The sequence below is a fragment of the Enemella evansiae genome (assembly GCF_002250705.1).
Classification (GTDB): domain Bacteria; phylum Actinomycetota; class Actinomycetes; order Propionibacteriales; family Propionibacteriaceae; genus Enemella; species Enemella evansiae.
The window spans coordinates 212,403-224,400 of record NZ_NMVP01000012.1 but is presented as its reverse complement, the minus strand read 5'-3'; the positions used below and the strand labels follow the sequence as shown (position 1 = coordinate 224,400).

The following is an 11,998-nucleotide window of genomic DNA, read 5'->3' as shown; positions in this document are numbered from 1 at the left end:
CATGCGTAAGACACTGGCCGTGATTGTCGACGATGACAGCGACATGAACACGGCAGCAATCACTTTCAATGCAAGCATCCTGGGGCGTGAGGCCAAGCAGTATCGCTTGAGTGATTCGGATGGAAACGTGATCGGTTCGGTCACTTTCGGAGCCAGTGGCGAACTCGCACAGATCGAGTTGTTGAGAGCGGATGTGCAGCTGCCCCCCGGTCTGCGCTGATCCGGTGCCACCGCCTAGCGTGGCTCCCATGACCACGCGTACCCGTGATGTGCTCTGGTCCGACATCGAGACCATCTATGCCGCGATCCTCGACCATCCGTTCCTCACCGGGCTGAGCGACGGCAGCCTGCCCCGGGAGGCGTTCGGGCACTACATCGTCCAGGACGCCCTCTATCTGCGGGGGTACGCCGCAGCGCTCGCCGGCTGCGCGGCGCGGGCGCCGCGGCCGGAGGCCACCGTGATGTTCGCCGAACACGCCGCCGGCGCCATCGCCGCCGAACGCGAGCTGCACGAATCCCTCCTGGGCGAACTCGGCGTCGACCCGGCCCGGCTCGGCCCACCCAGCCCGGCCACCCAGGCCTACGTCAGCTATCTGACCGCGATCGTGCACACCGGCTCCTACGCCGAGGCGGTCGCCGCCGTGCTGCCCTGCTACTGGATCTATGCCCGGGTGGGGGAGGCGCTGGTGGCCGCCGGCTCACCCGATCCGCTCTACCAGGCGTGGATCGATCTCTATGCCGGCGAGGAATTCCGGCAGATCGTCGACGCGGTGCTCACCGAGACCGACACCGTCGGCGCGACCGCCTCGCCGGTCGAGCTGGAGCGGATGCGGCAGCACTTCACCACCACCTCGCGCTACGAGTGGATGTTCTGGGACGGTGCCTACCGGCAGGAGACCTGGCCGGTCTGAACACCGGCTGAGGGTCAGTTGCCGCGCGCGGTCTGGTACCGGGCCAGCGCCTCCTTGCGCTCGGCGGCATGGTCGACGATCGGCTCCGGATAGCCGTGTGCATAGCCGTCGGCGGCATCCCAGGGGGTGTGCACGCTCGCCCCGTTCAGGTGCCGCAGTTCCGGCACCCAGCGGCGTACATAGTCACCCCTCGGATCGAACTTCTGCCCCTGGCTGATCGGGTTGAACACCCGGAAATAGGGGGCCGCGTCGGTACCGGTGCCCGCGGCCCACTGCCAGCCGTGGTTGTTGGAGGCGACATCGCCGTCGATCAGGTGGTCGAGGAAGTGCCGGGCACCGATCGGCCACCACTCGTGCAGGTCCTTGCAGAGGAAGCTGGCGGTGATCATCCGGGCCCGGTTGTGCATCCAGCCGGTCGCCAGCAGCTGCCGCATCGCCGCGTCCACGACCGGGAAACCGGTCTGCCCCTCGCGCCAGCGCTGCACCAGCTGCTCGTCGTGGTCGTATTCCATCGTCGCCAGCTCCGGGCGCAGGTCGTGCCAGAGGCTGTCCGGGTCGCGCCACAACACATCGGCATAGAACTCGCGCCAGCACAGCTCGGTCCGATAGCGCTGCACGCCCTCACCACTCCGCCCGGCCAGATCGGCGAGCAGGGTCCGGGGATGGATCACGCCGAGCTTCAGATAGGGGGACAGCCGCGAGGTGGCATCCTCGGCGAGCAGATCCCGGCCACCGTCGTAGTCGGTCAACTCCTCGTCGAGGAACTCCGCCCAGCGATCCAGCGCGGCCTCCTCACCGGCCGGCGGCAGCTCCTGCGGGCCCTCGGTCAGCGCCTGCTCCAGCCACTGCTCGGCCGCCGGGTCGCTCGGCAGCTCTCGCAACCGCAACCGGTCCGGATCGGCCGCCGGCGCCCGCCAACCGTGATCCAGCCAGGCCTTGGAGAACGGCGTGAACACCTTGTAACCCTCGCCCTGCTTGTTCACCACCCGGGGCGGGGTGACCGCATACGGCGAGCCGGTCTCCACCCAGTCCACCCCGGTATCGGCCAGCCGCCGTTGGACCGCCGCGTCGCGTCGCCGCCCGGTCGGGGTGGTCTCGGCCGACACATGCACCGCGACCGCACCGGCCTCGGCCGCCACAGCCGGGACCACCGCGCGCGGGTCGCCGATCCGCAGCACGAGTTTTCCCTGGTACGCCGCAGCGGTGGCCCGCAGCGTGGCGGCCAGCCAGGCCCGCCGCGCCGCACCGGCCCCGGCCAGCAACCCCGGGTCGAGCACGAACAGGGCGACCACATCGGCCCCGTCGGCGGCCGCGGCCAGCGCCGGATGGTCGTGGCGACGCAGATCCCGGCGCAGCCAGAGCAGATTCGTCATCGGTCCTCGTTCCGGTTCCGGCGGGCGATCGCGGTGGACAGCGCGGTGGCGAAACCGCACCAGAGCGGATAGGGCGCGAGCAGCAACCCGCGGGCGGTGTTCCGCTCGCCGATCCGGCGGGTCAGGTCGGCCGAACTGGCGGTCAGCGCTGCCGCCCAGAGCGCGGCCAGCGGCAGCCGCCGGAACCGCCAGAAGACCACACTCCAGCCGGCGTTCAGCACCAGGTTGACCGCCAGCGCCCGCCACAGGGCACGGGCCCGGTCGGGATCCGACTCGGCCGCTTCGGCGATCGTCAGCGCGGACATCGCGGCCAGGTCGGCATAGAGCAGCGTCCAGACCGGCCCGAAGGCGCTGTCCGGCGGCTGCCAGCTCGGCCGGTCCAGGCCGCGGAACCAGCGCACCGCCGGGGTGGTGGCGAGCGCGCCGACGACGGCGGTGGCGGTGCAGGCGGCGGCGGTGGCGGCGATGGTACGCCGCCAGCGGCGCGTGTCGAGACCGGCGGTGGCGCGCCGGATCGCCTCCTCGAAACCGGTGTGGCCACCCGGCGGCGGCCCGACCAGCTCGTCCAGGTCCCGCTCGGTGACGATGCTGTCGTGCAGCAGGCTGCCGATCAGCGGGGTGGCCAGCGCCGCGGGCGTACTGGTGACCAGTCCGATCCAGCGGGCGGCGAGCCCGGGGGTGGTGATCGGCAGGATCAGCACGCCCCGCGAACCCAGGCCGACGGCCCGGGCGTACCGCTTCATCATCTCCGCGAAACTGAGCGGTTCGGGGCCGCCGATGTCGAAGCGTCGGTTCACCGCGGGCGGCAGCTCGGCCGCGGCGGTCAGATAGTGCAGCGCGTCATCGATGGCGATCGGCTGGGTCCGGTTCTTCAACCAGTCGGGCGCGATCGCGGCCGGCAACCGCTCGGACAGCTGACGCAACATGTCGAAGGAGGCCGAGCCCTCACCCAGCACCGGCCCCGCCTGCAGGGCCGCGGTCGGCACCCCGCTCGCCAGCAGGATGTCACCGACCAGCACCCGGGAACCGAGATGTTCGGAGAGCTCCACGCCGTCGGGATGCAACCCGCCCAGGTAGACGATCCGTTCCACCCCGGCGGCCCGGGCGGCGGTGGCGAAGCTGTCGGCGCTGGCCCGCTCCTTGGCCACGAAGTCGGCACCCTCACCCATCGAGTGCAACAGGTACCAGGCCGCGTCGGCGCCCCGCATCCCCTCGGTGAGCCGGTCGGTGTCGGTGACCTCGCCCTGGACGATCTGCACCGCATCGGACCAGTCGAACCGAGCCAGGTGCCCGCGGTCCCGGGTCAGCGCCCGGACCTGCCAGCCGCGGTCCAGCAGGGTCGCGATCAGCTTGCTGCCGATCGAGCCACTCGCGCCGGTGACGAACGCGGTACGCGGGCCTGCGGTGTCGTTCATCGAGCCTCCTGGGTCAGTTGGTGAGCAGCATCGGCAGCAGGAGCAGCATGCCCAGCGACCAGATCACGTGGGCGAGCACCGGGGCGGCGATGCCCCCGGTGCGGTGTCGCAGCAGGGCGGTGAGCAGACCCAGCAGCAGTGCGGCCAGCACCAGCAGGACGATGCCGCTGGCCGCCGCACCCAGTGCGTACCCCGCGGTGCTGCCGAGGATCGCGGTGCGGGTGGGCAGGGCCTGGTAGAGCGCCCCGCGGAAATAGCATTCCTCGGCGATGCCGTTGACCGCGGTGGCGATGATCGCCACCGGCAGCGCCCCCTGCCCGGCGTGCCCGATCAGCGCCAGCACGGGGTCGCGGAGCAGCGGCAACCGGGAGACGATCAGCGCGCCGAGCACGAAGAGCGTCAGCAGCGCCAGACCGGCGCCGATTCCGAGTCCGAGCGCGCGGGCATCGCGTCCGCCGAGCGGAATCCGCTGCCCGCCGACCCGGACGGCGAGCAGGGCGCCGCCGAGCCAGATCAGGCCGAGGACGGCGGTGGCGGGGAAGAAGCGGGTGTCGGTGACCGGCAGCCGCAGCACCCACCCGCTGGCCGCGATCCCGAGCACCCCGATCACCGCGACGGCGATCCGGAAGCCGGTCAGCCGAGGGGGTGCGTCGCTGAGCGACCGGGATGGCATCGAACCAGTCTGGCACACCGGTGCCGGGTGCTCAGGCGGCCGGCAACCGCAGGGTGAAGACGGTCCGCCCGGGCTCGGATTCGACCGACGCGCTGCCCCGATGGGCCTCCATCACCGCCTGCACGATCGCCAGGCCCAGTCCGGTGGAGTCCTTCGAGGTGCCCGAGCGGGTCCGGGCCACATCGGCGCGGGTGAACCGCTCGAAGACGTGGTCGATGATCTGCGGTGGGATGCCGGGCCCGTTGTCGGCGACGGTGATCACCGCCTGATCGCCCTGCAGCCGGGTACCGACGGTGACCACGGTGCCCTCCGGGGTGTGCTTGCGCGCGTTCGCCAGCAGATTGGCCACCACCTGGTGCAGCCGGTGCCGGTCGGCGCGGGCGATCACCGGCGGTTCCGGCAGGTCGACTCCCCAGTCGTACGCCGAGTTGGCGGCCTGGGCGTCGGAGATCGCGTTCAGCAGCAGATCGTTGAGGTTCACCGGTTCCAGCTGCAGGTTCGGATTGGAGTCCATCCGGGCGAGCAGCAGCATGTCCTCGACCAGCCGCGACATCCGCTCCGCCTCGGATTCGACCCGGGCCATCGCGAAGGCGGTGTCGGTCGGCACCTGGTCGCGGTGCCGGCGGGTCAGTTCGGCGTACCCGCGGATCGCCGCGAGCGGATTGCGCAGTTCGTGGGAGGCGTCGGCGACGAACTGGCGCACCTTCGTCTCCGATGCCTGCCGGGAGGCGAGCGCACCCTCGACGTTGCCGAGCATGTGGTTGAACGCCCAGCCGACCTGACCGACCTCGTTGGCCGGGTCGGCGTCGGTGGGGCTGACCCGGACCGGCAGCTCGACCTCGCCGCGGGACAGCTCCAGCTGGGAGACCTGCTGGGCGGTGCCGGCGAGCCGGTTCAGCGGTTTCAGGCTGCGGATCACCACGGTGCGCACGACCAGGATCGACAACCCGATGGCCAGCAGCGAGAGGATCAGCTCGAAGATGATCATCTCGGCGATCGTCTTGTCCAGCTCGGCCAGCGGCAGGGCGACGAGATAGGTGAGGCCGTCGCGGTTCACCGCCAGTGCCCGGTAGTGACCGGACTGGGGGAGCCGGACGCTGACGTGTTTTCCGTTCGGTGGCAGGGAAAGCAGCTTCCGGGTGTCCGGATCGCTGAGTGAGTTGCCCGTGTCCTCGGGGGTGTTGCGGTCGACGCGCATGTTGGCGGCGAAGTTCTTCCCGTCGCTGACCATCACGATGGTGCCGATCGGCAGCGAGGGGGAGAGGGTGAGCGGGGGTGCGGGCCGGCTGCCGCTGATGCCGCCCTTGGGGTATTTGTCCTGGCGGGAGAAGGCGGTTTCGAGCTGGCGATCCACACTGCGTTCCAGGGTCTGCCGGGTGGAGAGCGTGGTCAGCGTGGACAGCACGACCGCGACCACCGCCACCAGGGCGGCCATCCGGACCACCAACCGGCGGCCGAGGGTGCCGGGGCCGAGCGGGGCGATCGGTGCCAGCCCGCCGGGGTGCGGCGGTTCGGCCGGTACGCCCGGTCGGCCGTCGTCGGCTGGCAGGAATTCGGGCATGTCAGCCCGCGGCGGGCCGGAGCACGTACCCGGCGCCGCGCATGGTGTGGATCATCGGCGCCCGGTCGGCGTCGATCTTCTTGCGGAGATAGGAGATGTAGAGCTCGACCACGTTGGCCTGGCCGCCGAAGTCGTAGTTCCAGACCCGGTCCAGGATCTGGGCCTTGGACAGCACCCGGCGCGGGTTGCGCATCAGATAGCGCAGCAGTTCGAACTCGGTGGCGGTGAGCTGGATGTCGTCACCGCCGCGGGTGACCTCGTGGGAATCCTCGTCCAGGGTGAGATCGCCGACGACCAGCTGGGAGTCCGAGCGCAGCAGCGAGGCACCCGAGCGGCGCAGCAGGCCACGCAACCGGGCGATCACCTCCTCCAGCGAGAACGGCTTGGTGACATAGTCGTCACCGCCGGCGGTCAGCCCGCCGACCCGATCGGAGACCGCATCCTTGGCGGTCAGGAAGATCACCGGCACCTCGGGCTGCTCGGTGCGGATCCGGCGCATCACCTCGAGCCCGTCGAAGTCGGGCAGCATCATGTCCAGCACGATCGCGTCCGGGCGTACCTCACGGGCGACCTTGACGGCCTCGTTGCCGGAGGCGGCGGTGGCCACCTCCCAGCCCTCGTAACGCATCGCCATCGACAGCAGTTCGGTCAGCGACTGCTCGTCGTCCACGGTCAGGACCCGGATCGGGGAACCGTCCGGCCGGGTCAGCGCGGGTTCTTCGGTACGTGCCATGGTTCCACTGTGACACCGCGCGATGCTGCCCGGCTATGTGTTGGCTGTGTGAATCCTGTGACCTCCACGCACCCTGAGCGAGGAGCGCAGCGACGAGTCGAAGGGTCAGGCCGGGTCGTTGTCGTCGACCCGGGTGCGCGAGTTGACCGCGGTGCTGCCGGTCGGCTGCGGCGTACGCCCCAGCGGGAGGGCGTCGTCATCGTCGTCGCGGTCCCTGGGGCGCTTGAAGAGCTGGTCGATGGCCGCCCGGCCCGCGCCGAAGACGGCGAGCAGCAGGGCCAGCGCGGCCTGCACGACGTTGTATTCGTACCCGCCGTTCTCCAGCCAGGGGCCGCGGAAGTAGCGGGTCCACAGGATCACCATCACCTGCTGCACCACGATCGCCAGGCCGACCAGCGGGGTGAGCAGACCGAAGATCAGGAACAGCCCGCCGATGATCTCCAGCAGCGTCCCGCCCCAGGCCAGGATCTCCGGCTGCGGGGTCTGGAACTGCGCCAGATAGTCGATCTGGGACTGCATGCCGCCCTCACCGGTCCAGCGGCGCCAGCCGCGGAAGACCAGCAGGGCGCCGAATGCCACGCGGGCGATCAGCAGCGCGAGGTCCCGCAGCACATGGATGAAGGTGGCCATGGAAATACCCTAAGGGTCAGGCTGGCGGGGTGCGAGCCGCCACACGACCTGAGTGTGGTCAGCCGTAGTGATAGCGGCAGGCGGCGATCCTCACCTCGCCGTCGGTGACCTTGTGGACCAGTCGATGTTCGTCGGTGATGCGGCGCGACCAGTACCCGGCGAAGTCATGACGGAGCGGTTCGGGCTTTCCGATTCCGTCGATGCCGTTTCGCTGAATGTCGCTCAGCAGCAGGTTGATCCGTTTCAGCACCTTGCGGTCCTGGGCCTGCCACCACAGGTAGTCACCCCAGGCGTTCTCGTCCCAGACGAGCAGCACCTCAGTCCGCCTCGACCGGGTCGTGCCTTTCTCCGCGTCCGGATTCCAAGCGTTCCATGGCATCGAGGAGCCTGCGTGCATTCGCCGGGGAACGCATCAGATACGCCGTTTCACGCAACGCCTCGTAGTCCGCCAGCGAGACGATCACCACCGGTTCGTGGCCGGCGCGGGTGATCACCACCTCTTCACGGTCATTGGTGACGCCGTCAAGCACCTCGGCATAGCGCGCCCGCGACTCGCTGTAGCTCATGGTCTTCATGTCAACCCCCTGTACAGAAAACTGTACGTCGGTGCGGGACGGGCTGCAATGGTTCCGTTTGTCAGGCGGCCTGGGACTCCTCGGCACGGGTCCGCAGGGCCTCCACCGCGACCAGCAGTTGGGCGGTGACGTCGCTGTCGGCGCTCACCCGGACCACCAGCTGGCTGTGCCCGGTTCCGGTGGGCAGCACGTCGAGGCTGCCGGGGTAGTGCTGGTCCGAACCCCAGCTGAGCGTGCAGTCGGGCTCTTCGACCCGCAACCAGGCATCGCTCACCGATTCCGCCAGCGCGGCGTGGCGTGGCATGTACGCCGTCAGCGCGTCGACATCGTTGAGCCGGGCGAACAGGCGCTCCGGTTCGACGGCGATCTCGGTGGTGTGTTCATAGATCTGCATGGCACTCTCAGGGCTACGGGTCGGACAAGGCGGCCCACGCTAGCAGCAGTTTTTCCGAGAGGATTCTCATGACGATGCATCCCAGCGTCGAGCGGGTCAACGAGGTCGTCGCCGGAAAGGGCTTCGCCGGGCGGGTGGTGGTGCTGCCCGATGCGGCCCCGACGGCCCGCGCGGCCGCGGAACTGCTGGGTGTCGAGGTCGGTGCGATCGCGAACTCGTTGATCTTCCGGACCGAGTCCGGGGCGCCGCTGCTGGTGATGACCAGCGGCGCCCACCGGGTGGACACCGACAAGGTGGCGGCGCTGATCGGGGAGCCGATCGGCAGGGCGGACGCCGCGTTCGTGCGCACCCACACCGGTCAGGTGATCGGTGGGGTGGCACCGGTGGGGCACCCGCGGCCGATCCGCACCCTGATCGACACCGAGCTGCGCGGCTACCCCGAGATCTGGTCCGGTGGCGGGATCCCGCACGGGATGCTGCCGATGAGCTTCGAGGAGCTGATCGTGCTGACCGGCGGCGAGGTGGCCGAGATCGCATGATCAAGCAGCAGCGGTTGGCCGGGCTGGACTGGTTCATCGTGCGCGGGGAGACCGAGACCGCGTTCGCCGAGCTCGGCCGGGCCGGTGCCGAGCGGATCCGAGCGGTGCTGGCGGCTCCGTCGATGCGCGCGCTGCGGGAGCGGGCGGAGCGATCGCCGCACTTCACCGGGGTGCTGGCCGCGTCCCGGCGTACGCCTGCGCACGCCGAGCTGCGCGCGCTGGCCGAGGGGGCGGGCGTACCCCTGGCCGATCTCGAAATTCTCAACCTGCGTGGGGATCTCGGGTCTGATCCGCGCGGCTGCACCGATGTGGCGGTACGCGGTGAGCGGGGCTTGGTGGTCGCCCACAACGAGGACGGGCCGCCGGAGTTCGACTGTGTTCCACTCACCCTGGGCATCGAGGGTCGGGCGGCGATCTGGGTGTTCTGGACGCCGGGGATGCTGCCGTCGAACTCGTTCGTGGTCAACGAACTCAGCCTGGCGTACGGCTGCGATTCGATCACCGTCATCCAGCCCGCGCTGGCCCCGGGGCGGCACTTCGTGGCCCGCGGACTGGCCGACTGCTCGTCGCTGTCCGGTGCATTGGAATATCTGCGGGACAACCCGTCGGCCGGTGGCTTCCACTATGCGTTGACCGACTGGCGGACCGGTGAGTATGTCGGGGTCGAGGCGGTCGCCGGACAGTACGCCGAGTTGCCGGCCGAACCGGGGGTCAGCTGGCACACCAACCACCTGCGCGCCCTCGACGGATTGGATCAGCCCGCGGAGAACAGCCTGATCCGCGCGAAGACCGCGTCGGCTTGGACGCGACCGGATTCCGATCCGGTCAAGTGGTGTGTCCAGCAGCTCGCCCGCAGATCGATGCCGAGAGGGGTGTTCCGTGGCCCCGAGACCCTGGGCACGATGGTGCTGGACTGTGCCGCGATGCCGCCGAACCTGACCCTGGTCCCCGGGCGGTCGCCGCGCCGGGCGGTCACGAAGGGGATCGACCAGCTGATCGACGCGGGTACCCGCCACATCGACTGACTGTGCGTCGGTCCGACGGATCGGTGATGACTTGCCACGTCGGCTGAGCGAGCTTTCTGGGGGCTTGGTTTCGACTCGTCGCTGCGCTCCTCGCTCAACCAACGTGGGGGGCCGCGCGCCTGTGGTCGGGGCATGGGAGTTCGGTTGGGGCATGGCACACCATGCTCGGACCGAAGGACGATGCCCCGACCGGTTCAGAAGGGTGCGGGGTTCATCTCGACACGGTCGCTGCGCGACCTACTCGATGAACATGGGGAAGGCCCTCGCGGTGCGACCTGCGCGATGAACGGGGTGGCGGATGTCAGGGGCGGAGGCGGGGGATGCGGCGCAGCAGCAGGCTGAGGACGAGGGCGACCAACCAGAGGGCGCCGACCATGGCGGCCACGCCGGTCCAGTGGGCGCGGGTCCAGGCGATTCCGGAGAGGGAACCGAAGACCGAGGACCCCAGGTAGTAGGCGAACAGATAGAGCGAGGCCGCCTGCCCGGTACCGCCACCGCCCAGTGCCGCCCGGGCCGCCACCCAGCCGCTGGCCACCCCGTGCGCGGCGAAGAAGCCCGCGGTGAAAACGGTCAACCCGATCAGCACCGCGACCAGCGAGGACGGCAGCGTGATCGCCAACCCCAACAACCCCACCAGGATCGCCAACGGCACCACCACCCGCTGCCCGTGCCGATCGGCCAGCGACCCGGCGTACGAGCTCGCGAAGGACCCGACCGCATAGGTGACGAAGATCAGCGAGGCGAGCGCGAGCGGCAGCACGAACGGTGGTGCCGCCAACCGGAACCCCATGGTGTTGTAGACCGCGACGAACCCACCCATCAGGCACCCCGAAATCCCATACAGGGCGAGCAATGCGGGATCCGAGAGGACCCGGCGGGCGGTCCGCAGCACCTCACCGGCCCGCGCTGGTACCGGGATGAAGTTCCGCGAGCGGGGCAGCAGCAGGAACGCCACCACCGCACAGATCAACCCGAGTGAACCGATCGCGGCGAACGCACCGCGCCAACCGACCAGATCGCCGACCACGCCGCCGATCAACCGCCCGCTCATCCCGCCCAGCGCGGTACCGCCGATGTAGAGGCCGGTCGCCCGGGCCGCCGCGGTGGGATGCACCTCCTCCCGCAGGTACGCCGTCGCGACCGCCGGCAACCCCGCCAGGGTCAACCCTTGCAGGCCGCGCAGCACCAGCAGCAGCTCCCAGTTCGGCGCGAATGCACAGGCCAGGCCGACCAGGCTGGAGGCGAACAGCGACGCGTGCATCAGCGGCGTACGCCCCAGCACCTCCGTCGCCGGGCCGGCCAGCAGCAACGCCACCCCCAACCCGAGGGTGGTCACCGAGACGCTCAACGTCGCCGTCGCCGCGCTCACCGCGAACCGCTGTGACAACTGCGGCAGCAACGGCTGCGGGGCATAGAGCAGCGCGAAGGTCGCCAATCCGGCAAGGAACAGGCAGACCGCGATCCGCCGGTACGCCGGATCGCCCGGGAGGTGTCCGGGGAACGGGTCGGCGGGCGGAGTCGGCACCTCCCTGTCCTATCACCTGCGGCAGGATGGACCTCACGGATCCGGTGGCCGGTGCGACTCCGGGGTGAGGAGGAATCATGCGATACGCAGAAATCGACACCACCCTGGGCGCGTTGACCGTCGTGGCCGACCGCGTGGACGGTACAGACGGTGCAGGGGGTGCGGGCGGCGCGGAGCAGGTGGTCGGCATCTACTTCCCCGGCCACTGGACCAATCCCGACCGGCGAGCCTGGGGGGAACCGAGCGCCCCCGACGGGGTGATCGAACAGGTCCGGGCCGAGCTGTCGGAGTACGCCGCGGGCACGCGGCAAGCGTTCACCGTGCCGATCGAGCTGCGCGGAAACGCCTTCCAGCAACAGATCTGGGCCGAGCTGCTGCAGATCCCCTACGGCGAGACCACCTCCTACGGGGCGCTGGCCGCACGGGTCGGCGTGCGCAATGCCCAACTCGTCGGCCAGGCGGTCGGACACAACCCGATCTCGGTGATCGTGCCCTGTCATCGGGTGGTCGGAGCCGACGGCAGCCTGACCGGGTACGCCGGTGGCGTGGACCGCAAGGTCTGGCTGCTGGAGCGGGAGGGAGCGCTGCCCGGCTCACTCTTCGGCGACGCCTTCGATGAGGCACCCACCTTCAGCCAGGCGTGA

Annotated in this window: 15 protein-coding genes; 5 read left to right on the top strand and 10 right to left on the bottom strand. The window is 70.0% G+C overall.

Going from position 1 to position 11,998, the window contains the following annotated elements:
• The first annotated feature begins 1 nt into the window (after position 1).
• Entirely contained in the window at positions 2-220 is a 219-nt protein-coding gene (locus tag BI335_RS09700) for a hypothetical protein (RefSeq protein WP_094430593.1), read from the top strand.
• Positions 221-248: 28 nt separating this feature from the next.
• Positions 249-911: a thiaminase II gene (gene tenA, locus BI335_RS09695; protein WP_094430591.1), complete on the top strand. Its 663-nt coding sequence runs from the start codon at positions 249-251 to the stop codon at positions 909-911.
• Positions 912-925: 14 nt separating this feature from the next.
• On the opposite strand, the gene BI335_RS09690 is transcribed toward tenA, so the two are convergent.
• The 9 genes from BI335_RS09690 to BI335_RS09650 all read right to left on the bottom strand — a co-directional run bounded on the left by BI335_RS09690 (position 926) and on the right by BI335_RS09650 (position 8,265).
• A complete protein-coding gene (locus BI335_RS09690; protein ID WP_094430589.1) occupies positions 926-2,284 on the bottom strand; it encodes a cryptochrome/photolyase family protein in 1,359 nt (452 codons plus the stop codon).
• Positions 2,281-3,699, bottom strand: coding sequence for a tryptophan-rich sensory protein (locus BI335_RS09685; protein ID WP_094430587.1), 1,419 nt, complete (start codon positions 3,697-3,699; stop codon positions 2,281-2,283). Before BI335_RS09685 ends, BI335_RS09690 begins: the two co-directional genes overlap by 4 nt.
• A 13-nt stretch (positions 3,700-3,712) precedes the next feature.
• Positions 3,713-4,372 carry a CPBP family glutamic-type intramembrane protease gene (locus tag BI335_RS09680; RefSeq protein WP_094430585.1) on the bottom strand — a complete coding sequence of 220 codons (660 nt, stop codon included), beginning with the start codon at positions 4,370-4,372 and terminating at the stop codon, positions 3,713-3,715.
• A gap of 31 nt (positions 4,373-4,403) precedes the next feature.
• The gene (locus BI335_RS09675; RefSeq protein WP_094430583.1) at positions 4,404-5,933 is read right to left on the bottom strand and encodes a sensor histidine kinase; all 1,530 of its coding nucleotides are present in this window, start codon (positions 5,931-5,933) and stop codon (positions 4,404-4,406) included.
• A gap of 1 nt (position 5,934) precedes the next feature.
• A complete protein-coding gene (locus BI335_RS09670; protein ID WP_094356599.1) occupies positions 5,935-6,666 on the bottom strand; it encodes a response regulator transcription factor in 732 nt (243 codons plus the stop codon).
• Positions 6,667-6,771: 105 nt separating this feature from the next.
• Positions 6,772-7,296, bottom strand: a complete 525-nt coding sequence (locus BI335_RS09665; RefSeq protein WP_094356598.1) for a DoxX family protein — start codon at positions 7,294-7,296, stop codon at positions 6,772-6,774.
• Between the two features lie 58 nt (positions 7,297-7,354).
• Positions 7,355-7,612 (bottom strand): Txe/YoeB family addiction module toxin, encoded by a 258-nt coding sequence (locus BI335_RS09660; RefSeq protein WP_094430581.1) that lies wholly within the window; start codon positions 7,610-7,612, stop codon positions 7,355-7,357.
• 1 nt (position 7,613) lies between these two features.
• The gene (locus tag BI335_RS09655; RefSeq protein WP_094404506.1) at positions 7,614-7,871 is read right to left on the bottom strand and encodes a type II toxin-antitoxin system Phd/YefM family antitoxin; all 258 of its coding nucleotides are present in this window, start codon (positions 7,869-7,871) and stop codon (positions 7,614-7,616) included.
• Positions 7,872-7,932: 61 nt separating this feature from the next.
• Entirely contained in the window at positions 7,933-8,265 is a 333-nt protein-coding gene (locus BI335_RS09650) for a hypothetical protein (RefSeq protein ID WP_094356595.1), read from the bottom strand.
• Positions 8,266-8,333: 68 nt separating this feature from the next.
• On the opposite strand from BI335_RS09650, the gene BI335_RS09645 reads away from it, so the two are divergent.
• Together BI335_RS09645 and BI335_RS09640 are read left to right on the top strand one after the other, a co-directional pair.
• On the top strand, positions 8,334-8,804 hold the full coding sequence (locus BI335_RS09645) for a YbaK/EbsC family protein (protein ID WP_229118966.1): 471 nt from the start codon (positions 8,334-8,336) through the stop codon (positions 8,802-8,804).
• Positions 8,801-9,829: a C45 family autoproteolytic acyltransferase/hydolase gene (locus tag BI335_RS09640; protein ID WP_094430578.1), complete on the top strand. Its 1,029-nt coding sequence runs from the start codon at positions 8,801-8,803 to the stop codon at positions 9,827-9,829. The genes BI335_RS09645 and BI335_RS09640 overlap by 4 nt, the downstream gene beginning before the upstream one ends.
• A gap of 301 nt (positions 9,830-10,130) precedes the next feature.
• On the opposite strand, the gene BI335_RS09635 is transcribed toward BI335_RS09640, so the two are convergent.
• Positions 10,131-11,354 (bottom strand): MFS transporter, encoded by a 1,224-nt coding sequence (locus tag BI335_RS09635; protein WP_094430576.1) that lies wholly within the window; start codon positions 11,352-11,354, stop codon positions 10,131-10,133.
• Between the two features lie 77 nt (positions 11,355-11,431).
• Here BI335_RS09635 and BI335_RS22370 point away from each other — a divergent pair, with 77 nt between their 5' ends.
• A complete protein-coding gene (locus tag BI335_RS22370; RefSeq protein WP_094356592.1) occupies positions 11,432-11,998 on the top strand; it encodes a methylated-DNA--[protein]-cysteine S-methyltransferase in 567 nt (188 codons plus the stop codon).

Bases quoted from the DNA above. Each gene is read 5' to 3' on its own strand.
- BI335_RS09700 (WP_094430593.1), top strand. From the start codon at position 2: ATGCGTAAGACACTGGCCGTGATTGTCGACGATGACAGCGACATGAAC.
- tenA (WP_094430591.1), top strand. From the start codon at position 249: ATGACCACGCGTACCCGTGATGTGCTCTGGTCCGACATCGAGACCATC.
- BI335_RS09690 (WP_094430589.1), bottom strand. From the start codon at position 2,284: ATGACGAATCTGCTCTGGCTGCGCCGGGATCTGCGTCGCCACGACCAT.
- BI335_RS09685 (WP_094430587.1), bottom strand. From the start codon at position 3,699: ATGAACGACACCGCAGGCCCGCGTACCGCGTTCGTCACCGGCGCGAGT.
- BI335_RS09680 (WP_094430585.1), bottom strand. From the start codon at position 4,372: ATGCCATCCCGGTCGCTCAGCGACGCACCCCCTCGGCTGACCGGCTTC.
- BI335_RS09675 (WP_094430583.1), bottom strand. From the start codon at position 5,933: ATGCCCGAATTCCTGCCAGCCGACGACGGCCGACCGGGCGTACCGGCC.
- BI335_RS09670 (WP_094356599.1), bottom strand. From the start codon at position 6,666: ATGGCACGTACCGAAGAACCCGCGCTGACCCGGCCGGACGGTTCCCCG.
- BI335_RS09665 (WP_094356598.1), bottom strand. From the start codon at position 7,296: ATGGCCACCTTCATCCATGTGCTGCGGGACCTCGCGCTGCTGATCGCC.
- BI335_RS09655 (WP_094404506.1), bottom strand. From the start codon at position 7,871: ATGAAGACCATGAGCTACAGCGAGTCGCGGGCGCGCTATGCCGAGGTG.
- BI335_RS09650 (WP_094356595.1), bottom strand. From the start codon at position 8,265: ATGCAGATCTATGAACACACCACCGAGATCGCCGTCGAACCGGAGCGC.
- BI335_RS09645 (WP_229118966.1), top strand. From the start codon at position 8,334: ATGACGATGCATCCCAGCGTCGAGCGGGTCAACGAGGTCGTCGCCGGA.
- BI335_RS09640 (WP_094430578.1), top strand. From the start codon at position 8,801: ATGATCAAGCAGCAGCGGTTGGCCGGGCTGGACTGGTTCATCGTGCGC.
- BI335_RS22370 (WP_094356592.1), top strand. From the start codon at position 11,432: ATGCGATACGCAGAAATCGACACCACCCTGGGCGCGTTGACCGTCGTG.